Source organism: Rhodococcus sp. MEB032, from assembly GCF_030208925.1.
GTDB classification, from domain to species: Bacteria; Actinomycetota; Actinomycetes; order Mycobacteriales; family Mycobacteriaceae; genus Rhodococcus_F; species Rhodococcus_F qingshengii.
The window spans coordinates 171,897-195,535 of record NZ_JARVSY010000016.1 but is presented as its reverse complement, the minus strand read 5'-3'; the positions used below and the strand labels follow the sequence as shown (position 1 = coordinate 195,535).

Annotated in this window: 23 protein-coding genes; 12 read left to right on the top strand and 11 right to left on the bottom strand. The window is 62.7% G+C overall.

Features of this window, described 5'->3' with window-relative positions; all coding sequences use genetic code 11:
• Positions 1-20 precede the first annotated feature (20 nt).
• The 4 genes from glgX to QRN54_RS18665 all read left to right on the top strand — a co-directional run bounded on the left by glgX (position 21) and on the right by QRN54_RS18665 (position 6,667).
• Positions 21-2,384, top strand: coding sequence for a glycogen debranching protein GlgX (gene glgX / locus QRN54_RS18680; protein WP_285182774.1), 2,364 nt, complete (start codon positions 21-23; stop codon positions 2,382-2,384).
• 13 nt (positions 2,385-2,397) lie between these two features.
• Positions 2,398-4,764: a malto-oligosyltrehalose synthase gene (treY, locus tag QRN54_RS18675; protein WP_050655324.1), complete on the top strand. Its 2,367-nt coding sequence runs from the start codon at positions 2,398-2,400 to the stop codon at positions 4,762-4,764.
• Positions 4,765-4,858: 94 nt separating this feature from the next.
• A complete protein-coding gene (locus QRN54_RS18670) occupies positions 4,859-5,671 on the top strand; it encodes a mycofactocin-coupled SDR family oxidoreductase (RefSeq protein ID WP_007733124.1) in 813 nt (270 codons plus the stop codon).
• A gap of 66 nt (positions 5,672-5,737) precedes the next feature.
• Positions 5,738-6,667: an NADP-dependent oxidoreductase gene (locus tag QRN54_RS18665; protein ID WP_285182773.1), complete on the top strand. Its 930-nt coding sequence runs from the start codon at positions 5,738-5,740 to the stop codon at positions 6,665-6,667.
• A gap of 18 nt (positions 6,668-6,685) precedes the next feature.
• On the opposite strand, the gene QRN54_RS18660 is transcribed toward QRN54_RS18665, so the two are convergent.
• On the bottom strand, positions 6,686-7,105 hold the full coding sequence (locus tag QRN54_RS18660) for a PaaI family thioesterase (RefSeq protein WP_230587613.1): 420 nt from the start codon (positions 7,103-7,105) through the stop codon (positions 6,686-6,688).
• 55 nt (positions 7,106-7,160) lie between these two features.
• Between QRN54_RS18660 and QRN54_RS18655 the strand changes: the two genes are divergently transcribed.
• Positions 7,161-7,754 carry a TetR/AcrR family transcriptional regulator gene (locus QRN54_RS18655; RefSeq protein WP_003941729.1) on the top strand — a complete coding sequence of 198 codons (594 nt, stop codon included), beginning with the start codon at positions 7,161-7,163 and terminating at the stop codon, positions 7,752-7,754.
• Between the two features lie 34 nt (positions 7,755-7,788).
• On the opposite strand, the gene QRN54_RS18650 is transcribed toward QRN54_RS18655, so the two are convergent.
• Positions 7,789-8,685: an EamA family transporter gene (locus tag QRN54_RS18650; RefSeq protein WP_285182772.1), complete on the bottom strand. Its 897-nt coding sequence runs from the start codon at positions 8,683-8,685 to the stop codon at positions 7,789-7,791.
• 83 nt (positions 8,686-8,768) lie between these two features.
• Between QRN54_RS18650 and QRN54_RS18645 the strand changes: the two genes are divergently transcribed.
• Positions 8,769-9,659, top strand: coding sequence for a LysR family transcriptional regulator (locus tag QRN54_RS18645; protein WP_042921818.1), 891 nt, complete (start codon positions 8,769-8,771; stop codon positions 9,657-9,659).
• A gap of 1 nt (position 9,660) precedes the next feature.
• Here QRN54_RS18645 and QRN54_RS18640 read toward each other — a convergent pair whose 3' ends face one another.
• Genes QRN54_RS18640 through QRN54_RS18630 form a run of 3 tightly spaced genes read right to left on the bottom strand, consistent with a single transcriptional unit; the run spans position 9,661 to position 10,950 of the window.
• A complete protein-coding gene (locus QRN54_RS18640; RefSeq protein WP_003941757.1) occupies positions 9,661-10,017 on the bottom strand; it encodes a PLD nuclease N-terminal domain-containing protein in 357 nt (118 codons plus the stop codon).
• A gap of 57 nt (positions 10,018-10,074) precedes the next feature.
• The gene (locus QRN54_RS18635; RefSeq protein ID WP_047270117.1) at positions 10,075-10,698 is read right to left on the bottom strand and encodes a TetR/AcrR family transcriptional regulator; all 624 of its coding nucleotides are present in this window, start codon (positions 10,696-10,698) and stop codon (positions 10,075-10,077) included.
• A gap of 57 nt (positions 10,699-10,755) precedes the next feature.
• On the bottom strand, positions 10,756-10,950 hold the full coding sequence (locus QRN54_RS18630; protein ID WP_003941743.1) for a DUF1918 domain-containing protein: 195 nt from the start codon (positions 10,948-10,950) through the stop codon (positions 10,756-10,758).
• Positions 10,951-11,129: 179 nt separating this feature from the next.
• Here QRN54_RS18630 and QRN54_RS18625 point away from each other — a divergent pair, with 179 nt between their 5' ends.
• Genes QRN54_RS18625 through QRN54_RS18615 form a run of 3 tightly spaced genes read left to right on the top strand, consistent with a single transcriptional unit; the run spans position 11,130 to position 13,919 of the window.
• Positions 11,130-13,142: an MFS transporter gene (locus QRN54_RS18625; protein ID WP_285182771.1), complete on the top strand. Its 2,013-nt coding sequence runs from the start codon at positions 11,130-11,132 to the stop codon at positions 13,140-13,142.
• A 58-nt stretch (positions 13,143-13,200) separates the two neighbouring features.
• Positions 13,201-13,791, top strand: a complete 591-nt coding sequence (locus QRN54_RS18620) for a TetR/AcrR family transcriptional regulator (RefSeq protein WP_003941800.1) — start codon at positions 13,201-13,203, stop codon at positions 13,789-13,791.
• On the top strand, positions 13,788-13,919 hold the full coding sequence (locus QRN54_RS18615) for a hypothetical protein (protein WP_007733137.1): 132 nt from the start codon (positions 13,788-13,790) through the stop codon (positions 13,917-13,919). The genes QRN54_RS18620 and QRN54_RS18615 overlap by 4 nt, the downstream gene beginning before the upstream one ends.
• 21 nt (positions 13,920-13,940) lie before the next feature.
• Here the strand turns inward: QRN54_RS18615 and QRN54_RS18610 are convergent, their stop codons facing one another.
• The 4 genes from QRN54_RS18610 to QRN54_RS18595 form a co-directional block, all read right to left on the bottom strand.
• Positions 13,941-14,354 (bottom strand): arsenate reductase ArsC, encoded by a 414-nt coding sequence (locus QRN54_RS18610; protein WP_054781566.1) that lies wholly within the window; start codon positions 14,352-14,354, stop codon positions 13,941-13,943.
• Positions 14,351-15,454: an ACR3 family arsenite efflux transporter gene (arsB, locus tag QRN54_RS18605; RefSeq protein WP_285182770.1), complete on the bottom strand. Its 1,104-nt coding sequence runs from the start codon at positions 15,452-15,454 to the stop codon at positions 14,351-14,353. The genes QRN54_RS18610 and arsB overlap by 4 nt, the downstream gene beginning before the upstream one ends.
• Positions 15,451-15,837, bottom strand: a complete 387-nt coding sequence (locus QRN54_RS18600; RefSeq protein WP_234551565.1) for an ArsR/SmtB family transcription factor — start codon at positions 15,835-15,837, stop codon at positions 15,451-15,453. The genes arsB and QRN54_RS18600 overlap by 4 nt, the downstream gene beginning before the upstream one ends.
• Positions 15,838-15,901: 64 nt before the next feature.
• The gene (locus QRN54_RS18595) at positions 15,902-16,786 is read right to left on the bottom strand and encodes a helix-turn-helix domain-containing GNAT family N-acetyltransferase (protein ID WP_234551564.1); all 885 of its coding nucleotides are present in this window, start codon (positions 16,784-16,786) and stop codon (positions 15,902-15,904) included.
• 96 nt (positions 16,787-16,882) lie between these two features.
• Here QRN54_RS18595 and QRN54_RS18590 point away from each other — a divergent pair, with 96 nt between their 5' ends.
• Positions 16,883-18,244 carry an NAD(P)-binding domain-containing protein gene (locus QRN54_RS18590; RefSeq protein WP_285182769.1) on the top strand — a complete coding sequence of 454 codons (1,362 nt, stop codon included), beginning with the start codon at positions 16,883-16,885 and terminating at the stop codon, positions 18,242-18,244.
• Between the two features lie 69 nt (positions 18,245-18,313).
• Positions 18,314-20,035, top strand: a complete 1,722-nt coding sequence (gene treZ, locus QRN54_RS18585; protein WP_003941746.1) for a malto-oligosyltrehalose trehalohydrolase — start codon at positions 18,314-18,316, stop codon at positions 20,033-20,035.
• 21 nt (positions 20,036-20,056) lie between these two features.
• Here the strand turns inward: treZ and QRN54_RS18580 are convergent, their stop codons facing one another.
• Positions 20,057-21,601: an MFS transporter gene (locus QRN54_RS18580; RefSeq protein WP_054781564.1), complete on the bottom strand. Its 1,545-nt coding sequence runs from the start codon at positions 21,599-21,601 to the stop codon at positions 20,057-20,059.
• Between the two features lie 128 nt (positions 21,602-21,729).
• On the opposite strand from QRN54_RS18580, the gene QRN54_RS18575 reads away from it, so the two are divergent.
• Positions 21,730-22,251, top strand: a complete 522-nt coding sequence (locus QRN54_RS18575) for a TetR/AcrR family transcriptional regulator (protein ID WP_003941685.1) — start codon at positions 21,730-21,732, stop codon at positions 22,249-22,251.
• A gap of 14 nt (positions 22,252-22,265) precedes the next feature.
• Here QRN54_RS18575 and ilvA read toward each other — a convergent pair whose 3' ends face one another.
• Positions 22,266-23,621, bottom strand: coding sequence for a threonine ammonia-lyase IlvA (ilvA, locus tag QRN54_RS18570; RefSeq protein WP_007733150.1), 1,356 nt, complete (start codon positions 23,619-23,621; stop codon positions 22,266-22,268).
• Positions 23,622-23,639: the final 18 nt, after the last annotated feature.

The window sequence follows — 23,639 nt, the reverse complement described above, 5'->3', positions numbered from 1 at the left end:
CACCCGATAGGGTCTGATTCATGGATCAACCGCCGAGCGAGACCTCAGCCACTCCCATCCCGGTATGGCCTGGCAGTGCGTACCCACTCGGTGCCACCTACGACGGCGCGGGGACCAATTTCTCGCTCTTCTCCGAGGTCGCCGAGGCCGTCGAGCTGTGCCTGATCGCCAAGGACGGAACCGAAACCCGCATTCGGATGGACGAGGTCGACGGTTACGTCTGGCATGCGTACCTTCCGTCGGTATCCCCCGGCCAGCGATACGGCTACCGCGTACACGGGCCGTACGATCCGGCTGCAGGTCTGCGATGCGATCCGAGCAAGCTCCTGCTGGACCCGTACGGAAAAGCGTTCGACGGAGACTTCGACGGAGACCGTTCGCTGTTCTCGTACGACGTCGAATCGGCGGCGGACCCCGAACCTTCAGAAGACGACGAATCTCCCGCCGTGGAGCCGCAAGAGGCTCCCGCCGTGGAGCCGCAAGAGGCTATCGACGAAACGAGTTCGGAAGCCGAATCGGACGAGGTGGGCCTCGAAGACGACTCGCCCACGGGCGATCAGGAATCGGACGAGATCCTCGAGCCCGAACCCTTCGAGCCGGAACCACTCGTCGACGAACCCGCCACCATCCCTTTCCCCCAACATGATTCGCTCGGCCATACGATGTCGACCGTCGTCATCAACCCGTTCTTCGATTGGGCGTCCGACCACTCGCCGAAGCGTCCGTATCACGAGACGGTCATCTACGAAGCGCACGTCAAGGGTATGACCGCGACGCATCCCGGAGTTCCGGAGGAATTGCGCGGCACGTACGCGGGGCTCGCTCATCCGGTGATCATCGAGCACCTCACCGATCTGGGTGTCACGGCGATCGAACTGATGCCGGTCCACCAGTTCATGCACGATCAGGTGCTTCTCGACCAAGGTCTGCGAAACTACTGGGGTTACAACACCTTCGGCTTTCTCGCTCCACACACCGACTACTCCTCGGCCACGAAACCCGATGCGGCCGTAGCGGAATTCAAAGCCATGGTGCGCAGCTTCCACCAGGCGGGTATCGAAGTGATCCTCGACGTGGTCTACAACCACACCGCCGAGGGCAATCACATGGGGCCGACCATCAGCTTCCGCGGAATCGACAATGCCGCCTACTACCGCCTGGTCGACGGCGACGAAGAGCACTACATGGACTACACCGGAACGGGCAACAGCCTCAACGCCCGTCATCCGCATACGCTGCAATTGATCATGGACTCTCTGCGGTACTGGGTCACGGAGATGCACGTCGACGGTTTCCGCTTCGACCTCGCCTCGACACTCGCCCGTGAACTGCACGACGTGGACCGCCTTTCGGCCTTCTTCGATCTCGTGCAACAGGATCCGATCGTCAGTCAGGTGAAGCTGATCGCCGAACCGTGGGACGTCGGCGAAGGCGGTTACCAGGTCGGCAACTTCCCCGGCCTGTGGACCGAATGGAACGGCAAATACCGCGACACCGTCCGCGACTACTGGCGTGGTGAGCCGGCAACGCTGGGGGAGTTCGCCTCCCGTCTCACCGGATCCTCTGATCTCTACGAGGCCACCGGACGTCGCCCTGGCGCGAGCATCAACTTCGTCATCGCTCACGACGGTTTTACCCTGCACGACCTCGTCTCGTACAACGAGAAGCACAACGAAGCCAACGGTGAGAACAACAACGACGGCGAATCGCACAACCGATCGTGGAACTGCGGAGTCGAAGGCCCCACCGACGACCCGGAAATCCTCGAACTGCGTGGCCGTCAGAGCCGGAACATACTGGCTACGCTGATGCTCAGCCAGGGCACCCCGATGCTTGCTCACGGCGACGAGATGGGCCGAACTCAGCAGGGTAACAACAACGTTTACTGCCAGGATTCGGAACTGTCATGGATGGATTGGACTCTCGCGGAAACCAACGCCGACCTCGTCGAGTTCACCAAGCGCGCAATTGCCTTGCGCGCCAAGAACCCGGTCTTCCGGCGTCGTCGATTCTTCGAGGGGCGACCTATTCGAAGCGGCGATCAGAGTCGCGACATCGCCTGGCTCACGCCGTCTGGCGAAGAGATGACTCCGGCCGACTGGGACAGCGGTTTCGGCAAGTCGTTGGCTGTCTTTCTCAACGGTGACGCGATCCCGGAACCGAACTACCGTGGCGAGCGCGTCACCGGAGATTCGTTCCTTCTCTGCTTCAACGCCCACTACGAAGATCTCGAATTCTCCACCCCCAACGCGGACTACGCCTCGGAGTGGACCGTCGTACTCGACACCTCGGTCCCCACCGGTGAGAGCGATACCGTGATCAAAGCCGGAACAACATTGGATGTAAAAGCGCGAGCATTGACGGTACTTCGCAGAACCGCTTGAGGGAGACGTGCACATGGCCCCGATAACCAGCACCTACAGACTGCAGTTGCGACCGGATGCATTCACTCTTCGTGATGCGGCCGCACAGGTGGACTACTTCGAGGCATTGGGGGTCTCACATCTCTATCTCTCCCCCATCCTCACTGCGACGTCCGGATCGACGCACGGCTACGACGTCACCGATCCGACAACCGTGTCCGAAGGACTTGGTGGCCGCGAGGCCCTGGTGGAGCTCTCGCGCGCCGTTCGATCACGTGGGATGGGCCTGATCGTCGATCTGGTCCCCAACCACGTCGGTGTCGCCAAACCTCGCGAAAATGCTTGGTGGTGGGACGTTCTCACGCACGGGCAGTCGTCGGAGTACGCGCATTTCTTCGACGTCGATTGGGCCGAGGACAACGGAGCCAACGGCGCCGACGGCAAACTCTCACTCCCGGTACTGGGTAGCCCGGACGATCTCGACGCACTGACTGTCGAGAAAGATGGCGAGGAAACACTTCTCGCGTTCTACGAGCACCGCTTCCCCATCGCTGCCGGTACTGAATTCGGATCTCCACAGGAGGTGCACTCCAGGCAGTCGTACCGACTCGTACCGTGGAACGCCGGGATCGTCAACTACCGACGGTTCTTTGCCGTCAACGAACTCGCTGCGCTGCGCCAGGAGGACCCCCAAGTCTTCGAACTCTGCCATCGGCAAGTGAAGTCGTGGGTCGACGAAGGACTGATCGACGGCGTTCGCATCGATCATCCGGACGGACTCGCGAATCCGGCGGAATATCTCGGGCGCCTGCGAGAACTGATCGGACCAGATCAGTGGCTCGTGATCGAAAAGATCCTCGGCCATACGGAACCACTCGATCCGATGCTCCCGATCGACGGCACCACCGGATACGACGCCCTCAATCAGCTGGGCGGCATTTTCGTCGATCCCGCCGCCGAACTCGAATTGACCGAACTCTCGGCAGATCTGACCGGCGACGACGGGGACAGTACGTGGTTGCATCACACCGAACGTCAGTTCAAACGCGACACCGGGCGCGGTGACCTGGCACCGGAGGTTCGCAGGCTCGTACGTGCAATCCGACGCGAAACCGGAAGTCGTTGCAGTGAGACCGAACTGAACGACGCAGTTGTCGTCGCGATCGCTCGGATGCCGGTGTACCGATCCGACTACAGTCCCCTCGCCGGTTTGGCCGCTCGGATCGTCGGCGACATGCACGAATTGGCTCCCGGACATGAACCATCGTTCAACGTGTTGGCGCAATCCCTGGTGAACAGCGGTGAAGCCTCAGTTCGCTTCCAGCAGGTGTGTGGCGCTGTCATGGCCAAGTCCGTCGAAGATCGACTCTTCTATCGGACGGCGCGCCTGGTCTCACGTCAGGAAGTCGGCGGCAACCCGGCATCGCTTGCCGTCTCCGTCGCCGAATTCCATCTCCACAACGCGGACCGAGCGAAGCGGTGGCCGCGCGCGATGACGAGTCTGTCCACTCACGACACCAAACGCGGCGAGGACGTGCGGGCACGGATCGGTGTTGTGTCTCAGGTGCCGACGCTGTGGGCCCGGCTGATTCGCGAGTGGGAAGACGTGTGCCCCAGCCCTGATCCGCTTACCGGATTGTTCTTGTGGCAGAACATCATCGGTGTGTGGCCGGCGGACGGCCGCTCGGCAGCCTCGGTTCCAGAGCTGCGCGAGCGTTTGCACGCCTATGCGGAGAAAGCCGTCCGCGAGTCCGGCGCCAGAACTTCCTGGAACGATCCGGACGTCGACTTCGAGTCGGCAGTGCACCGCTGGATCGACGAGGTGATCGACGGCCCAGTCGGTGATTCGGTCAGCGAATTCGTCGGCAGGATCGCGCGTCACGGCTGGTCGGACTCTCTGGGCCAAAAGCTGCTCCAACTTCTCGGGCCCGGCGTTCCCGACGTCTACCAGGGCACTGAGCTGTGGGAGGACTCGTTGGTCGATCCGGACAACCGGCGGCTTGTCGACTACGGAACGAGGCGATCACTGCTCGATTCCGGCGCCGCGCCGATCGACGCAACAGGAACCGCAAAGTTGCACCTCGTTCGCACGGCACTGACACTGCGGCGGGAGAACCCCTCGTGGTTCGATCACGGTGAGTACCGGCCGGTCTTCGCTTCAGGTTCCGGATCCGGTCATCTGGTCGGCTTCTCGCGCGGCCCGGCAGGTGATCCGCCCATGGTCGTCGCTCTGGCGACGCGACATTCGCTCAGACTCTCGTCGCACGGTTGGAGAGATACGCGAGTGGACCTGCCAGATGGCGAATGGGTCGACGCACTGAGCGGACAACCCGTCTTGTCTTCGGATGCGCGGGACATCTTCGCTGCCGGGCCATGTGCCCTGTTGACCAGGGTGCGCTGAGCGGTTTCCGCTGACTGGGCATTCACCCCCGAAAAGAACTTCGTCGCGCTAACTTCCGAAGAGCAGATCATCACCACTAGTCGGAGGTTTGAGCATGGCCGCCAGTCGATTCACCGGAAAAGTTGCCTTCATCACCGGAGCCGCCCGTGGTCAGGGGCGCGCCGAAGCTGTCCGGCTGGCAGAAGAGGGCGCAGACATCATCGCCGTCGACGCGTGTGTTCAATTCGAATCCACCTCGTATGCCGGCGCCACCGACGACGACCTGGCCGAGACAGTCGAACTGGTCAAGGCCCTGGACCGTCGAATTGTCGCTACCAAGACCGACGTTCGCGACTTCTCTGCGCTGTCCGCGGCGCTAGCGGCCGGCATCGACGAATTGGGGCGACTTGACGTCGTCGTCGCGAACGCCGGAATCTGTTCTGCCAACATGTCCTGGGAAATCACGCCCGAGCAGTGGCAGGAAACGCTCGACGTCAACCTGACCGGCGTCTTCCACACCGCCAAGGCAGCGATCCCGCACCTGATCAAGCAAGGCACCGGTGGCTCGATCATCTTCACCAGCTCCGTCGCCGGCCTGCGCGGCCTCCCCTTCCTCGGCCATTACGTCGCGAGCAAACACGGCATCACCGGTCTGGCCAAGACGATGGCCTCGGAGTTGGGGCAGTACAACATTCGGGTCAACACCATCCACCCACACGGCGTGGAAACCGGAATGCAGATGACGGACATGCGGCCGCTCATCGACGCCAACGCCCACACACTCGGTCCGATCTTCATGCAGACCTTGCCCGACCCGGTCAGCCAGCCGGAGGACATCGCCGCCGCCGTCGCGTTCCTCGGTTCCGACGAGGCCCATCACATCACCGGCATCGCGATGCCGCTCGATCTGGGCACCCTGATCCGCTGATCGAATCTTCTCGAGTTTTTCCCGTCCTCGGGGAATATCGCTTCCCCGAGGACGGTTGCGCGAGACATGACCAAAACTGTTGTAGCGCAGACGTACGGCACGCCCGAGGTCCTGAAGCTGGTGGACGTCGATTTACCGGCACCGAAATCAGGTGAAGTCCTGGTCGACGTGAAGGCGATCGGCGTCAATCCCTTCGACTTCAAGCTCTACAGCGGCGCTTTCGGCACCGACCCCGAGAAACTTCCCATCCGCCTCGGCGGCGAGGCAGCGGGCGTCGTCTCGGCCGTCGGCGACGGCGTCACAAATGTGAACGTCGGCGACGAAGTGATCGTCAGCCCCGGCAACGGCCTCTACTCCGAACAAGTAGTCGTGCCGGTCTCCTCTGTCACCGCGAAGCCCGCAGGCATCAGCTGGGAACAGGCAGCCGGCCTCCTTCTGGTCGGCGGAACTGCAGTCGACGCCCTCGACACCATTCGGGTCGGCTCCGGCGACACCGTTCTCATCCACGGCGCGTCCGGCGGCGTCGGCGCGATCGCTGTTCAGCTGGCAGTTGGTCGCGGAGCTACGGTGATCGGCACCGCGGGAGCCTCGAATCAGGATTACGTGCGCTCGCTCGGCGCCACGCCTGTGCTCTACGGCCACGGCCTCGAAGCGCGTGTTCGTGAACTCGCGCCGAACGGCGTCGACGCCGCCTTCGACACCGCCGGAACAGATGAAGCCGTCGATACTTCGCTGGCTTTGGTCTCCGACAAGAGTCGCATCGTCACCATCGTCGCGTTCGGACGCGCCCAGACCGACGGCTTCGCGTCCGTCGGCGGAGGCAATCCGGCAAGTGCGGAAGCGCGTTTGAAGGCTCGATCCGAACTGGTCGAACAAGCCGGTTCCGGACATCTCACCGTGAAGATCGCCAAGACTTTCCCACTAACGGACGTCGCGCTCGCTCACACCGAGTTGCAGAGTTCGCACCCCGCGGGAAAGTTCATCCTCGTTCCGTGACCTTCAGCTCTGTCTTGCCTAGGCCTTAGGGGCGAGTGGAACCAACAGGGTGGTGCCGAACGCGACGAGCACCGATTCGCCTTCGCGTTCGGCATGTACCTCGGCAGTGACGAACACCTGCTTGCGCCCGGCCTTGACCGAGCGCGCCGTAGCGACAAATGCGGTTCCGACGCCCGGACTCACGAAATTGACCGCGCAGTTGGACGCCGCCACGACACCTACCTGGGTGAAGGCAGCAAATCCGCACGCGGTGTCGACGAGTCCCGCCACGAGCGCAGCGTGCAGGTGTCCCGAGTACTGGCCCAGATCCTCACGCCATTCGAGCCGCAGACAAACGCGACCCGGTTCGGCCTCCGTGACTTCGAATCCGGCCCACCGGTTGAAGGCCGCCGAGGCGTTGACCGCGCGCAACTGTTCGAGCATTTCAGAATTTCCCATGTAGACCAGTCTACATAGATTGTGGTGGATCGCTGGGGTGTTTAAGCTCCAACTCGTGGCGACTCCCCCGAAACACCGCGAAGCACTCGTACGAGCTGCGGCCGATCTGTTTCGCCGCCAGGGGTATGCGGCAACGGGCCTCAACGAGATCCTCAAGTCGAGCGGGGCGCCGAAAGGTTCGCTGTACCACTACTTTCCCGGCGGCAAAGAGCAGATCGGCGAAGAGGTCGTCCGCGTCGGCGGGCAGTTGGTCACCGACACCCTGACCGAACTCGCCGACAGCCAATCGGACGCCGGGTCGCTGCTGCGCGAGTACGCGCGGTTGCTCGCCGGATGGGTGAGCGATTCGGATTTCCACGAAGGCTCGCCGATCACGACGGTGTTGTTGGAACTTGCCCCCGATTCGGAGAGCGTGACAGCCGCCGGACAGGCGGTGTATCGACAGTGGACTTCGCTACTGCGCGACACACTGATCGCGTCCGGGGTCGGACGTGCGCGAGCGGAACGGCTTGCCGTCCTGGCAGTGTCCGCGCTCGAGGGCTCGCTGGTGCGGGCTCGCGTCGAACGATCCGGTCAGCCGATTCTCGATTCCCTCGGCGAGGTCGCCGACGTGTTCGACGGAGCAATCGCCGCGGCGCACTCTCACTGAGCGAACGCGACCTGAGCGAACGGCACTCTCGGTCTCATGAAGGCGCCGAAAGGTACGTTCGCTCGGAATCGGAGGGTGGCTCAGTCGGCTTCCGGGCGCCACCTCGAGCACCACCGCGGGCCGCGCCGATCCCTGCGACGACGACGCACGCGATACCTGCCACGGCCAGAACACTCGGAACCTGTTGCAGCACAACCAGACCGATAAGCTGCGCGAAAGCAGGCTCGAGACTCATCAGCGTGCCGAACGCCGCCGTGGACAGCCTTCGCAACGAGACCATCTCCAGAACGAACGGCACGACGGGCAGCAAGATCGCGAGTCCGAGGCCCACGAGAATCAGATGCGGAGTCAGCCGCCCGATAGCCGAGTGGCCTACGGCAATTGTCGCGGCCAACCCGGCTACCGCCATCGACACCGCCAGCCCGTTGATACCGGCAACCTCGTCGCCGACGCGCTGGGTGAGCAGTATGTACATCGCCCAGCAGAGCGCCGCACCGAGTGCGTACGCCACACCGACCAGATCGACTGTCCCTGCCCATGGTTCGGTGAGAAGCACGACGCCCACGCCTGCCAGAACCGGCCACAGAACGCGGCCACGCCCCCGGAGCAATGCAACCGTCAGCGGACCCAAGAATTCCAATGCGCTTGCTGTTCCCAGCGGAAGGCGCTCCACCGCTGCCATGAACAGGAGCGTCATGCCTGCGGTGACCACACCCAGAACCACGCAAGCCAGAAACGCCTTGCGAGTGAACGCCGAAGGGCGGGGCCTGACGATGATCAGAAGAATGATGCCTGCCCAGGCGAGTCGTATCCACGCCGCTCCGTCTGCGCCGAGCTGATCGATCAGGCCCACCGACACGGCGAGCCCGAGCTGCACGCACAACATCGCCAGAACAGCCAGGCCCACTCCGGCCCGCGCTTTCGTATCCATAGCTGAATTGAACGGGAGGCCAACCGTTCGTGTCCACGCGATTTTGACCTACATTATGTTCACGATTAGTGAATGATCGAAGGATGGAAACCCGTCGACTCCATCTCCTCCTCGAACTCTCCCGCTTGGGTTCGATGCGTGCGGTCGCCGAAGCGCACAACCTCACGACGTCGACAGTGTCCCAACAACTCGCGGCCTTGACCGCGGAGACCGGTACCGCACTGATCGAGCCCGACGGTCGCCGGGTGCGGCTGACGCCGGCCGGTCAACGACTGGCCGATCATGCCGTCACCATCCTGGCAGCCGTCGATGCAGCTCGCCTGGACCTCGATCCGGACGCGGAACCGGTGGGGACCCTGCGAGTCGGCGGATTCGCAACTGCGATCAGAACCGCGATGCTCCCCGTCGCTCGGAGCCTGCAACGCAGTCACCCGCAGGTGGACGTGATGATCTACGAATACGAACCCGTCGAGGCTTTTGCACTCCTCGAACGCGACGATCTAGACCTCGCACTGACGTACGACTACAACCTTGCCCCCGCGTCGCCGAGCCCACTACTCGAAGCAATTCCGCTCTGGTCGACGCCCTGGGGACTGTGTGTTCCCGACGACGCCAAAGCTCCCGACAAGTCCACAGAATCCGGAATCGATCTCCGCGCCTTCGCCGACACGTCATGGATAGTGAACTCACGCAACACGGCAGACGAGCGCGCTGTGCGAACCCTCGCGTCGCTGGCCGGGTTCACCCCTCGGATCACTCACCAGATCGACAGTCTCGACTTGGTCGAACTCTTGATCCTCAGTGGTTACGGCGTGGGGCTGATGCCGCTCGAACGCAAGACTCGCGAAGGCGTGCGCGTCGAACCACTCGTCGATCCGCCCGTCATCCTCACTGCCTATGCGGTGACGCGTCGCGGCCGATCGTCGTGGCCGCCGCTTCGGCTCGTGTTGGACCGACTCACGGCCTACCGATAACTCACATCCGATCAGCGTCGCCGTCGCGGCGCTGCTGCTTGGCAATTCGACGCTGCTCTTCCGCCCGCTCGCGGCACTGACGCAAGAAGGCTTCGTCCGCCGCCGGATCCTGCGCAACGGCACGTCCCGGGCGCTCGTATTCGCCGTACCCGGTTGGGCCGACGTATCCGCGGGGCGCGTTCTGTCCGCGCCCGACCACCAGCCACAGAACCGATCCCAAAGTAGGAAGGAAGATGATGATCAGAATCCAGACGACCTTGGGTAGGTACTGGATGTAGGCGTCATCTCTCGTGATGGCGTCGACGATGCAGAAAATCCACAGCAACATCGTGATGAGGCCGAACAAGGCATAGGGCACGCTGGCGATTCCTCCCGAGAATAAAAAACCCTCGCCATGCTAACGAAAACAGACCAATTAGTACATTAGATTCTGGCGAATGTTGAACTCGAGCCATCCTCGGTACGCATCGACGTCCCATCCACTGACCCGACGCAATTGCTGATGAAGCTGCGGCGAGACGAAAGCGGCAAGTATGCCCGCGGCTTTCTCGAGCGAAATCTCAGGCCTCAACAAGCCATGCTCGGAGAGACCCTCGGCTATCGACATCGCATTGACGGCCGACTGATCCGACGACTCCTCGGATAGTCGACGCATGTCGGCATCCGCACCCGAGGATTCGACCGCGACCATCATCAGAGCGCCGGCACGTTCGAGCAGTCCGATGCCCTGAGCCACGATCTGGGAGACGATCCGGCGAACGTCATCGGGGTCCGAGGCCAGGTTCGGCGCGCCGAGTGGAACCTCTTCGGCATCGAGCGCCGCAGCGAGGGCCGCTTCGAAGATCTCGAGTTTCCCGCCAGGGAAGGCTGTGAACACCGTCCGATCGGCGACGCCGGCCGAGGCGGCAATCTGCTTGACGGTGGCACTGACATACCCGTCTCGAATAAACAAGGCCGTCGCCGCATCACGAATGAGTTCACGCGTTCGCTGCGCGGAAGCTTCACGCACGCGGGAGTGGTACTGGCGTCTGCCCTCCATTGCGCACACTTTAGCCGCATTCGATGCAACGACCATGCATGGAAAGAATCGTGCAGCTCAGGAGCCTTTTCCGGGGTGATCTATCCAGCCGTCGCTACCGGGAAACACCAACGCCTCGTGGCCGTTGTCGTACCTGACCAGATAGGGAGGACCGCCGTCCTCGCCGTGCACCTCGAGAACCTCGGCAGTTACCTCCGCCTGCCCCACAACGCGCCCCTGGACGTGGAGACGGTCACCCACTTCGGCATGCATCACTCCTCCTCGCTGCCCGCTCGCGCAGGCGCAGACCAACCACTGACGTTGTTCCCGCCATGCCGACTCGGAAACCCTGGGGCGAGTTGCCGTCGTGAGAAATCGCATATTCACCGAAGGTGACAGTGACGGGTGAACAGTGGTTCACTCATGGGTGAATTCCCGTTCACCATCGCCGCGTGAAGGACCGTCTCTTGGCATTGCACTCGTCTCCGACCACTCGCCGTTCAAGTCGGCTCATTACCGCAATTCTCTGTCTTTCCGGCACCGTGGTCGCGCTGCAACAAACGATGGTCATTCCGTTGTTGCCCGATTTCCCGAAGATCCTCGGCGTCAGCGCTGACGACGCCTCCTGGCTCGTCACCGTCACGCTCCTCACGAGTGCCGTCGCCACTCCGATCGTCTCCCGCCTGGCAGACATGTTCGGAAAACGACGCATGATGCTGATCTCGATGACGATGATCGTGGTCGGATCACTGGTCGCGGCGATCGGCGGCAACTTTGTCGCCCTGCTGATCGGACGTGGTCTCCAGGGCTTCGCGATCTCGATGATCCCCGTCGGAATCAGCATCATGCGCGACGAACTGCCCAAGGAGAAGGTGGCGTCGGCAACAGCGTTGATGAGTGCCACTCTCGGAATCGGCAGCGCACTCGGGCTCCCGCTGTCCGGGTTGATCTTCGAGCATCTGGGCTGGCCCGCCATCTTCTGGCTCTCGGCTATCGTGGGCGTCCTGCTGATCATCGCGGTAGCCGTCGTCGTCCCGGAATCAAGTGTTCGTACCCGCGGCAAATTCGACTTCCTGGGCGCGGTCATGCTCTCGACAGCACTCACGGCGATCCTCCTCGCCATCTCCAAGGGCGCCCGTTGGGGATGGACGAGCGAACTGACATTGCTGATGTTCGTCATCGGAATCGTGACTCTCGCATTGTGGTTCCCTTACGAACTCCGCGTCACCCAGCCGATGGTCGATCTACGAACGTCGGCCAAGCGGCCTGTTCTGCTGACCAACGTCGCCTCGATCCTCGTCGGCTTCTCGATGTACGCGAACAACCTCTCCACCACCCAACAACTTCAGATGCCGAAGATCTCCGGCTACGGCTTCGAACTGGGCGTGATGGCGGCCGGACTGTGCATGATTCCGGCAGGCCTCGCGATGGTCTTCTTCGCGCCCGTCTCCGCGAACATCACGAAGCGATTCGGAGCCAAGATCACCCTGATCGTCGGCGGCACGGTGCTCGCGCTCGCCTACATCGCGCGAGTGTTCCTGACCGGTTCGATAGCACTGATCATCATCAGCGCGGCGGTGGTCAGCATCGGAACCGCAATCGCCTACTCCGCGATGCCGATGCTGATCATGCGATCGGTTCCGATTACCGAAACCGCGTCGGCAAACGGCCTCAATTCGCTGCTCCGCTCAGTCGGTACTTCCACGTCCAGCGCGGTGGTTGCCGCCATGCTCACGTCGATGATCATCCCGTCCGGGCCGGGCGAGGGCCTTCCGTCGATCGACGCCTTCAAGAACATCTTCTGGCTGGCCGCCCTCGCCGCCGTGGCTGCTGCCGCTGCCGCTGCGTTCATTCCTCGCCGCGGCGCAAAACCGGAAGCGGCACTTCGCCCGGTGACCCCGGAAGGGTTCGAGCTTCCCGACGCCGCCGTGTCCGAAACGGAAATTGTGGTTGCCGGTCGTGTGATCCGGGCCGACAGCCGACCGATCCGGCAGGCCGTTGTCACCGTGATGGACATGGAGGGTCGACCGATTGACTGGAGTCGCGCCGACAACGAAGGCAACTTCTCCCTCGCCCTACCCCGGCCCGGCCGGTACCTGGTGGTCACGAGCGCCGACGGTTGGTCCCCGAGATCACAGGTAATCAGCTTCGACAGCGCGCAATCGACGCACACCGTCGAACTCGGTGACCGCCTCACCATCTCCGGCAAGGTCGGAGTCGGCGGCCGAACAACCTCGGGAACCGTCGTCACACTCACGAAACCGACCGGCGAATTCGTCGCATCCACGGTCACCGACGGAACCGGGCACTACGGAATCGCACTTCCCACATCCGGCCGGTACATCCTGACCGCGCTGACCGAGAGCGGACACGGCACATTGGCTCGTCAGATAGCGGTCATCGCGCAGTCCACCGTCGTCGATTTCGACGTACCCGTCGATGCCGAGCCGTTGACGACAGTATGAACGCCAGTACGAGCAACCGAACGCATGGCGATCGGGTATCGAGGCGGAGGCGAGCGACATGAGCAGCGGCGAAGCCAGCATCCTCACAGCAGCGAAAGCCTTGTTCGCGGAACGAGGTTACGCATCGACGACCATCAAGGACATCGCGGTCGCAGCCGGCTACTCCCCTGCCCTGGTCATGAAGATCTACGGCAGCAAAGCTCGGCTGTACTCGGCTGCGATCCCGTCCGCACCTCCGATGGACGAGGATCCGAATGCCGACGCCACCGGAGACATCGGCTGTCAACTGGTCGAGAAACTTGTCGCTCGTAGAGAATCCGACGAAACCGATCCGTGGGCAATGCTCGCAGTACACGTTCACGAGGCGCCAGATCCGGCCGCCGCTCGGGCCGAGATCAAGCAACGATACGTTCACGGGATCGCGCGCCGCATCGGCGACACGGAGCCCGGTTTGGTACGCAGCCAGATCGTCGTCTCACTGCTGCTCGGACTGGCCACCGGCATGCGGACGCTCGAACTCCTCGGTGAGGATTCACTGTCGTCGGAGGATCTGATCCGGCGCTACGGAAGGCTGATTCAAATAGCCGTCGACGAAATCGAACCGGTATCCGAGCACGAATCGTTCATCAGTGACACGGTGGAGGAATGACTACTTACCGATACCTCGACGCCGACCGGAATCTCCTCGAAGAGAAAGATTTCGAAACCGAGCAGGACGCACAGGAATACCGACTCTCCGTCCTCGGTGCCGAACACATCGAGCCCGCGGGCGAATGATCCTGTCGAGTCCCCGATCGGTCAGGAAGACTTCGCGGCAGTGGTGAGTTCGTCGATCAGAGCTTGAACGCGCCGCTCGATTTCGTCACGGATCGGGCGAACTGCTTCAAGGCCCTGTCCGGCCGGGTCGTCGAGAACCCAGTCTCGGTAACTCTTGCCGGGGAAGATCGGGCACGTGTCGCCGCAGCCCATGGTGATGACGACATCCGAATCCTGGACGGCGTCGACAGTGAGGATCTTCGGAGACTGCGCTGAGATGTCGATACCGCGCTCTGCCATCGCCTCGACCGCTGCCGAATTGACGGTCTCGGCGGGTGCGGATCCGGCGGAACGGACCTCGATGGCGTCGCCTGCGAGATGGCTCAGGAATCCCGCGGCCATCTGAGATCGACCGGCATTGTGGACGCAGACGAACAACACCGATGGTTTGCTCATGACCTCGCTCTTTCTCGACTGGATGAAACCTCTTCGACTGCAAAGCGTTTGCGTAGTGCAAGGGAGACATAGACCAGCCCGACGAGCACCGGTACCTCGATCAGCGGGCCGACGACACCGGCAAGAGCTTGCCCCGAGGTGGCGCCGTAGGTGGCGATGGCTACCGCGATCGCGAGTTCGAAGTTGTTGCCCGCGGCGGTGAACGCCAGGGTCGTGGTGCGTTCATAGCCCAATCCGATTGCGGCGCCGAGGATGTAGCCTCCGCCCCACATGAGCGCGAAGTACGCGAGCAGGGGCAGCGCGATCCGGACGACATCCCAAGGCTGGGAGGTGATCTGTTCGCCCTGCATCGAGAAGAGCACGACGATGGTGAACAGCAGACCGTAGAGCGCCCAGGGGCTGATCTTGGGGATGAACTTGTTGTCGTACCAGTCGCGGCCTTTGGCGCGTTCGCCGAAGAAGCGGGACAGAAAACCTGCCAGCAGCGGGACACCGAGGAAGATCAGAACGGATTTGGCGATCTGCCAGGGCGAGGTGTCGATGGTGGTCTGTTCGAGGCCGAGCCACCCGGGCAGGACCGAGAGGTAGAACCAACCGAGCACGGCGAACATGATCACCTGGAACACCGAATTGATGGCGACCAGCACCGCGGCGGCTTCGCGGTCTCCGCAGGCCAGGTCGTTCCAGATGATCACCATCGCGATGCAGCGAGCGAGACCGACGATGATCAAACCGGTTCGGTATTCCGGCAGGTCAGGCAGAAACAGCCAGGCGAGGGCGAACATCAGCGCCGGGCCGAGAACCCAGTTCAGGAACAGGGAGCCGGCGAGGAGTTTCTTGTCCCCGGTGACTGTGTCGAGGCGGTCGTAGCGGACCTTCGCCAGGACCGGGTACATCATGATCAGCAGACCGAGGGCGATCGGTAGCGAGATGCCGTCGATCTGCACCTTGTCCAGGGCAGTGTTCACACCGGGGATCCAGCGTCCAACCAGCAGGCCGACGACCATGGCCACGCCGATCCAGACCGCCAGATAGCGGTCGAGGGTGGAGAGTTTTCCGACGACTTCGGGGTGTTCGGTGGTGGCAGCGGTGTTGCTCATGCGGTGACCTCTACGCACGCGTCCGCGCCACTCACGCTCGTACCTTCAACCAGTAGAACGGCGGAAAGCTGTTGCAGCGCAGCCGGAATAACCCAGTAGTACACCCAGGTCCCGCGTCGTTCACAATCGAGTAACCCGGCCTGGCGCAACACCTTGAGGTGATGCGAGATAGTCGGCTGAGACAGATCGAACGAGTCGGAGATGTCGCAGACGCAGGCTTCACCACCCTCGTGACTTGCCACCAAGCTGAGCAAGCGGAGACGAACCGGATCGCCGAGGGCCTTGAACATCCGAGACAAGTCGCCGGCCCAATCCTCGGTCAACGGTTCACGAACGAGCGGGGTGCAGCAAGCCTCGGAGTCCGGCAGCTCTTGATTCGACATTCTTCGATATTGACAGATATCGAATCAACGCGCAATCGGGCATCCGGTCAGCCGGATCCCGGACTCATCCCTCGGCGATCGCCGTTCGACGCTCGAGCAGAACAGTGTCGCGCCACACGCCGTCGAGTTCGGCGATCTTCTCGCGAAGGCCGACCGTTCGAAACCCGGCCGAATGATGGAGCGAGATGGAGGCACGGTTCTCCGGGAACATCGACGTCTGCAGAGTCCAGAGTCCGTCGGCGTCGGCGGCCATGACTTGCTTGCGCAACAACGCCTTTCCGACGCCACGACCACGCATGCCGTCCGCAACGTACACGGAGTTCTCGGCAACCCCGCGGTAGCAGTCACGCTCGGAAACCGGACTCAACGCAGCCCATCCGACAACAACACCCCCGACAGTCGCCACCCATCGATGCTGCGGCAGCCACCGTTCGTGGAGATGCTCACGCGAGGGGACCTCAGCGGCAAAGGTGACATTTCGGGTGTCGATACCCTCGCCGTAAATACGGCGAACCGCATCCCAGTCGTCGTCGATCATGGCCCGGACAGAGACATCGTCGGGCAGATCACTCGGGCAGCACGGACGCGGAGCAAGGACTCCCATCACCACATCCGCCGCCTGCGGCAAGGCAACGCAACACGTCGGACTCATCGCGACGACCGTGCTCGTCCCTTCCTTACGCATGGTCACAAAACCCATATCGGCGAGCTTGCGCAGGTGGTGCGACACCGTCGGTTGCCCGATCCCCAACGCCTCGGCGAGCGCTCCGACGGTAATACCACCGACCGCGCTCGCTACCCGGTGAAGCAATCGGACGCGCATCGGCTCGGCAAGGCAGGCGAACCACTGCGCGTAGGTATCAGCATCGCCCTGCGCGAGGACGGAAGAACGGATCTGATCCGGGTCCGAATCGCCGACTCGCACCGTCGGAGTCTGCAGCGAAGTCATCTCTCCATTATATCGACAGCTGTCGATGGTTGCCTACATTGATGATCGTCGATACAGTTCCCCGTAGATCGATAATCGTCGATGAAAGGCACGAAAATGAACCCCCTACCCGTTGTCGTGATCGGGGCCGGCCCGGTCGGCCTGGCAGCCGCAGCAGAACTGCGCGAGCGCGGACTCACACCCCTTGTATTCGAGCGCGGAACCACAGCCGGTGCTGCGATCTCCGAGTGGAATCACGTTCGACTGTTCTCCCGGTGGTCCGAACTCGTCTCCCCCGCCGCGCGGCGACTCCTCGACCAGAATGGATGGAGCTCACCCGACGGGCAGACCTATCCGACCGGCCGGCAATGGCGCGAGCTCTACCTCGAACCACTCGCCTCGGCCCTCGCCGACCTGGTCCAGTTCGACACCGAGGTGATCGGCGTAGCTCGACGCGGACGTGACCTGGTCGTCGACGCCGGACGCGACAGCGAACCCCTCTCGATTCACCTACGGCGCCGGGACGGAACCGAGGATCGGATGTTCGCCCAGGCCATTGTGGATGCGTCCGGCACCTGGGGCACCCCGAACCCGCTCGGTGGTGAAGGTCTTCCTGCACTCGGCGAAGGCGCTGTGGGTACTGCGATCCGGTACCGGGTTCCTGATCTCGACGATCCGGCAGTGCGGGCACAGTTCGCCGGAACGCACACCGTCATCGCAGGTAGTGGCCACTCCGCGCTGACGGCGATCGTTGCGCTGTCAGGGTTGGCAGAGCAGGCTCCGAGCACCCGCATCACCTGGGCGGTCCGCCGAGGAAACATCGGCTCTGCATTCGGAGGCGGCGACGCTGACGAACTGCCCGCGCGCGGCGCCCTGGGCTTGCGTGCAAAGAAGTCCGTCGAGGATGGCCTGTTGAGAGTCGTCACCGGCTTCCGCACCGCAGAGGTGACAACTACCCCTTCGGGACAACTCATACTCGCCTCCGATGCGGGTGATCGCATCGAGAACGTGGACAACGTCATAACGCTGACCGGCTTCCGCCCCGATCTGTCCTGGCTCTCGGAAATTCGACTCGGCCTCGACCCGGTCTTACAAGCACCGGTCGAGCTTGCTCCGCTGATCGACCCGAACGTCCACTCGTGCGGCACCGTTTACCCGCATGGCGCGAAGGAGCTTCGCCATCCGGAGCCGGGGGTGTACTTGGCAGGAATGAAAAGCTACGGCCGAGCACCCACCTTCCTGGCGATGACCGGCTACGAGCAGGTTCGCAGCATCGCAGCCGAGCTCGCCGGCGATCACGAAGCAGCGGCCCGTGTCGAGTTGATCCTTCCGGAGACCGGAGTCTGCGGCGGCGCAGGCATTTTCGACGAACCTGACACAGCAGAAACCGACACAGGGAAAGCCGAGGGCGGATGCTGCAGCACCCCCGCTCCGAAACTGATCACGCTGTCTGCACCGTCCGGCAACACCTGCGGATAGAAACAGTCCTTGACGACGGAACCAGCCCGCCGGGCTGCCACATCCGGCCGAACAAGGCATGCTGATCGTGTGCATACATTCGAGGTCTGGGCGCCAACACCGGAATCGGTCCGGGTCGAAGTCGACGGCATCACGCACGAGATGGACCGGACCGACGACGGGTGGTGGCGCGCCGAGGTCGACTGCGACAACCGCGCTCGCTACGGCTTTGTCGTCGACGGTGAAACACTCCCGGATCCGCGTTCACCACGCCAGCCCGAAGGCGTGCATCTCCGCTCTCAACTGCACCAACTCGACGAGGCGTCCTGGACCGACTCTCAGTGGACCGGACGACAACTCCCAGGATCATCGGTCTACGAACTGCACATCGGAACGTTCACCCCCGAAGGAACATTCGACGCCGCGATCGAACGTCTCGATCACCTGGTAGACCTCGGCGTCGGCTTCGTGGAAATCATGCCGGTCAACGGCTTCAACGGAACTCACAACTGGGGCTACGACGGTGTGCTCTGGTACACGGTCCACGAGATCTACGGTGGCCCGGACGGATTGCAACGCTTGGTGAATGCGGCCCACGAACGCGGACTCGGCGTGATTCTTGACGTGGTCTACAACCACCTGGGCCCGTCGGGCAACTACCTCGAAAAGTTCGGCCCCTACATTGCCGATGGAGCGAACACCTGGGGCCGAACGATCAACATCGGCGGTCCGCAGTCGGGCGAGGTTCGCGAGTACATCATCGGGAATGCCCTGCGATGGATGCGCGATTTCCACATCGACGGTCTACGCCTCGACGCCGTCCACGCGTTGGTCGATCACACCGGAACGCACATCCTCGAGGAACTCGCCGTCCGAACGGAAACACTGTCGGCTCATCTCGGTCGACCGCTCACGTTGATCGCCGAAAGCGATCTCAACGACGCCACTCTGATCACGCCACGAGCGGCCGGCGGGTTCGGCTTGGACGCGCAGTGGGACGACGACATCCACCACACCATTCACACGGCCGTGTCCGGCGAACGCCAGGGTTATTACGCCGACTTCGGATCCTTGGAATCCCTTGCAAATACATTGCGGCGCGGTTTCTTCCACGCCGGAACGTATTCCTCGTTCCGTGGACGGGTTCACGGCCGGCCGATCGACATCACGCATCAGCCCGCCAGCGCCCTGCTCGCATACACGTGCACCCACGATCAGATCGGCAACCGCGCGATCGGGGACCGCCCGAGCGCCTATCTGACGCCAGGACAATTGGCGATCAAGGCGGCGCTGGTCCTGCTATCGCCGTACACGCCGATGCTGTTCATGGGCGAGGAATGGGGAGCGACCACGCCGTTCCAGTTCTTCACCTCGCATCCGGAACCGGAACTCGGCGAGGCCACTGCCAAAGGCCGCAAAGCGGAGTTCGCGGCGCACGGCTGGAACAGTGACGACATTCCGGATCCGCAAGACCCACAGACATTTCTGCGATCGAAACTGGACTGGGACGAGCGAGACGACGAGACACGCGCTCGCGTCCTGGCCTGCTATCGCGATCTACTTGCCCTGCGCAGGAAGCGAATCGAGATCACCGACCCTTGGCTGGGGCACCTGCACGTCGACTACGACGAGGACGACCAGTGGATCACCCTGCGCCGCGGCGCATTACAGATCGTGTGCAATCTGGGAACGGACGCGGCCTCGGTCCCGGCCGGCGGAACCCCCATCCTCTGGTGGGATCCGCCGACACAGGACGAGACCGCGTCCGCAACAGTGGTGCCGGGGCACTCGTTCGTCGTACTCGAAAGCTGACTAACTCTCGAGATTCCGGTATTAACGCTTCGCGTTCTCTGGTGTACTCCGCAGCATCCTCAACACCAATGCGGCACTGACGAACAGAACCAAAGCTGTTGCACCGGCAGCAACGTGCATACCGTCGACAAACGCCGACTTCGCGGAATCGGCAAGCACCGAACCGAGTTCACCAGGTAGGTACGTTGCTTCCTGCAGGGCACCGCCGAGTGTGCCCTGTGCAGCGTGCGCCTGATCTGCTTCGAGCATCGAGGTGTCGATTCCCTTGCGGAAGATCGCCATCACCACGCTGCCCAGGATCGCCACGCCGAGCGCGATGCCGAGTTCGTACGCGGTCTCCGACACAGCGGACGCAGCGCCGGCGCGTTCGGGTTCCACCGAGCTGACCACGAGATCCGATGTCAACGTCAACGCGACACCGACACCAGCACCGGCCAGACCGAAGCCGATCACGAACATCAACGGGCCGCTGTCGACGCCGAGCGCGAGCAGCATCGCAGCACCGATACCGGCAACCGCGAGGCCCGCGCTGAGCACGTGAGACACCGACCACCGGCGAATCAACCAGGCCGCCGCAACCGCGGTGAATGCGCTGAGCAACATACCCGGGAGCATCAGCAGGCCGGCGTCGAGCGCCGAGTTACCGAGCACCAACTGCAGGTACTGCGAGCCGAAGAACAGGACACCTGCCAGCGCGAAGATCGAGAGCAGGTTGGTGATGACGGCGGTGGAGAACGACGCGTTGGCAAACAGCTTCAGATCCAACATCGGATCCTTCAGCATCCGCTGACGACGCACGAACACGTAACCCGCCGCGAGACCAACAAGGCCGATCACCAGCAACGTGATGCTGACGCCGTGCACCACGGATTCCTTGACCGCGTACACCAGCGGCAACATGGTCGCCATCGACAGACCAGCGCTGATGAGGTCGAATCGACCCGGATTGGGGTCTTTCGACTCCGGGATCAGGATCGGGCCGAGTACAACCAGCGCGATCATGACCGGAATGTTGATCAAGAAGACCGAACCCCACCAGAAGTGCTCGAGCAACCAACCACCGACCAAAGGGCCTGCCGCTGTACCGCCACCGGCCATCGCGCCCCAGACACCGATTGCCTCGGTGCGCTGACGCGGGTTGACGAAGATCGTGCGGATCAGACCGAGGGTGGCAGGCATCAGCGTTGCGCCGGAAATACCCTGCAGCACGCGGGCGGCAATGAGCATCTCGGGACTGACAGCGAGAGCGGCGATGATCGAGGCGAGACCGAAGCCGACTGCGCCGATCAGGAGCAGTTTTCGCCTACCGATCCGGTCACCGAGCGTACCCATGGTGATGAGCAGACCGGCGAGCACGAACGAATAGACGTCGATGATCCACAGCAACTGCGTGCTGCTCGGCTCGAGGTCGGCGCTGATGAACGGAAGCGCAAGATCGAGCACCGTGCCGTCGACTGCGATGAGCAACACAGCAAAGGCAAGGACTATCAAGCCCGCCCAGTCACGCTTTGTCGCCCGAACCTCGTCGGGATTGATTGCAGACGTCTGATCTGCCGACACTGACATTGCTCCCCTGCGACTTTCTCTGAGTTCTTTCGAAAAGATTTCACTGAACCGTCCAGCCGGTACAGTAGGTCTACGGTAACAGTGAACCGTCCAAGCGGTAAAGTTATTTCCGGGTAGGGTCACATCACATGGCTGCCGACACTCGCGATCGAATTCTCGACGCACTGGAGAAGCTGCTGCTGGTCAGCGGCGTTGCCCAAGTCACGCTCGAAGGCGTTGCCGCCGAAGCCGGGGTTTCCAAGGGCGGACTTCTCTATCACTTCCCCAGCAAGGAAGCCCTCCTCGCGGCGATGGTCCGCAGACTCGGGGAACGCTCGGATCAGCAACTCGACGACGCCGTAGCCGGCGGTACGACGGTCACCGAGTTCTATCTGCAGATCCCCGATGCGAACGAAAGCGAAGAACTCTCACTCTTCCGGTCGATCATCGCGGCACTGAGAACAGTCGATGGACAACACGACGAAATCCAGAAAGCCGTCACACATGTGATGCGGAGCTGGGACAAGGGCCTTCAGACCGAGATCGCCGACCCTGTGCAGGCCGAGATCATCCGACTCGTCGGCGACGGCCTGTATCTGGCGGCCATGCTCGGACTCCCCCAGCCGGATCCCGAACTGCATCGACAGGTAGTCGAGCGACTGCGGCCCTGACCGGGGGGCGTCCCTTACGTCAGATAGCGGTACGCCGGGCTTCCCGGCTCGAGCCTCTCGGACTGCATCGGCGCGCGCTCCATCCGCTCGAGTAACGCCGCCAACCCGTCGGCGGAACCGAGTTCGATACCCACCAACGCGGCACCCGTCTCGCGATTGTTTCGCTTGACGTACTCGAACAGCGCGATGTCGTCGTCCGGCCCCAGCACGTCCGAAAGGAAGCGACGCAACGCTCCCGGTTCCTGCGGAAAGTCCACCAGGAAGTAGTGCTTGAGCCCGAGGTGAACGAGCGAACGCTCGAGAATTTCGCCGTAACGGGAGACGTCGTTGTTGCCACCGGAGATCAGGCACACGACGGTCGAACCCGGCTCGAACGTCAAATTCTGAAGTGCCGCAACGGAAAGCGCACCCGCAGGTTCGGCGATGATGCCCTCGCTCTGATACAGCTCGAGCATCGCCGTGCAGATAGCGCCCTCGTCGATCTGATTGACGACAAAGGATCCCGAACCGGACCGTGTCTGAAGTTGACGAGCCACGAGCGGCAACGACGCGTGCGACACCACGGCGGCACCCAGACGTGAGACGACCTCGTAGGGAACATCGCCGATCCTCTTGACCGCTGCTCCGTCGACAAATGGATCGACGTCGGGAAGAGTCACCGGGCCCCCGGCAACAAGAGCGGCCGTCATTGACGCCGCACCGGACGGCTCGATCCCGACGATCGACGTCTTCGGCGACCGTTCGTGCAGGTAGGTGGCGATGCCCGCAATGCAACCGCCGCCGCCGACCGGCACGACGATCGTGTCGAGAGGGGCGTCCAATTGCGTGAGAATCTCCGCTGCGATGGTTCCTTGCCCCGCAGCGGTGCGCACGTCGTCGAACGGGGGAACCATGGTTGCGCCGGTTTCGGCTACGTCCTCGGCGGCCGCAGCAGCGGCGGCGTCATAGGTCTCACCGATCATGAACAGTTCGACAAACGCTCCACCGTGCGCGCGGATGCGATCACGCTTCTGCTTGGGGGTATTGGCCGGAACGTAGATCCGACCCTTGATCTGCATCGTTCGGCACGCGAAAGCAACACCCTGCGCATGGTTACCGGCACTGGCAGTCACTACGCCGGCACCGCGTTCGGCCTCGTTGAGCTGAGCGATCAGGTTGTACGCGCCACGAATCTTGTACGAACGAACGCCCTGGAGGTCCTCACGCTTGAGATACACGTGTGCCCCGGTCAACGCCGAAAGACGATCGCTGTACTGCAGGGGTGTCGCCGCAATGACGTGCTGAATTCGCTCGATGGCCGCGTCGATCTCCTGCGCGTCGAGCGCGGGGACGGTGGACTTCGTTACTACGACATCGGGCGAGTTAGACACCCCGCCATTTTCGCACGT

Bases quoted from the DNA above. Each gene is read 5' to 3' on its own strand.
- glgX (WP_285182774.1), top strand. From the start codon at position 21: ATGGATCAACCGCCGAGCGAGACCTCAGCCACTCCCATCCCGGTATGG.
- treY (WP_050655324.1), top strand. From the start codon at position 2,398: ATGGCCCCGATAACCAGCACCTACAGACTGCAGTTGCGACCGGATGCA.
- QRN54_RS18670 (WP_007733124.1), top strand. From the start codon at position 4,859: ATGGCCGCCAGTCGATTCACCGGAAAAGTTGCCTTCATCACCGGAGCC.
- QRN54_RS18665 (WP_285182773.1), top strand. From the start codon at position 5,738: ATGACCAAAACTGTTGTAGCGCAGACGTACGGCACGCCCGAGGTCCTG.
- QRN54_RS18660 (WP_230587613.1), bottom strand. From the start codon at position 7,105: ATGGGAAATTCTGAAATGCTCGAACAGTTGCGCGCGGTCAACGCCTCG.
- QRN54_RS18650 (WP_285182772.1), bottom strand. From the start codon at position 8,685: ATGGATACGAAAGCGCGGGCCGGAGTGGGCCTGGCTGTTCTGGCGATG.
- QRN54_RS18645 (WP_042921818.1), top strand. From the start codon at position 8,769: ATGGAAACCCGTCGACTCCATCTCCTCCTCGAACTCTCCCGCTTGGGT.
- QRN54_RS18635 (WP_047270117.1), bottom strand. From the start codon at position 10,698: ATGGAGGGCAGACGCCAGTACCACTCCCGCGTGCGTGAAGCTTCCGCG.
- QRN54_RS18630 (WP_003941743.1), bottom strand. From the start codon at position 10,950: ATGCATGCCGAAGTGGGTGACCGTCTCCACGTCCAGGGGCGCGTTGTG.
- QRN54_RS18620 (WP_003941800.1), top strand. From the start codon at position 13,201: ATGAGCAGCGGCGAAGCCAGCATCCTCACAGCAGCGAAAGCCTTGTTC.
- QRN54_RS18615 (WP_007733137.1), top strand. From the start codon at position 13,788: ATGACTACTTACCGATACCTCGACGCCGACCGGAATCTCCTCGAAGAG.
- QRN54_RS18610 (WP_054781566.1), bottom strand. From the start codon at position 14,354: ATGAGCAAACCATCGGTGTTGTTCGTCTGCGTCCACAATGCCGGTCGA.
- arsB (WP_285182770.1), bottom strand. From the start codon at position 15,454: ATGAGCAACACCGCTGCCACCACCGAACACCCCGAAGTCGTCGGAAAA.
- QRN54_RS18600 (WP_234551565.1), bottom strand. From the start codon at position 15,837: ATGTCGAATCAAGAGCTGCCGGACTCCGAGGCTTGCTGCACCCCGCTC.
- QRN54_RS18595 (WP_234551564.1), bottom strand. From the start codon at position 16,786: ATGACTTCGCTGCAGACTCCGACGGTGCGAGTCGGCGATTCGGACCCG.
- QRN54_RS18590 (WP_285182769.1), top strand. From the start codon at position 16,883: ATGAACCCCCTACCCGTTGTCGTGATCGGGGCCGGCCCGGTCGGCCTG.
- QRN54_RS18580 (WP_054781564.1), bottom strand. From the start codon at position 21,601: ATGTCAGTGTCGGCAGATCAGACGTCTGCAATCAATCCCGACGAGGTT.
- QRN54_RS18575 (WP_003941685.1), top strand. From the start codon at position 21,730: ATGGCTGCCGACACTCGCGATCGAATTCTCGACGCACTGGAGAAGCTG.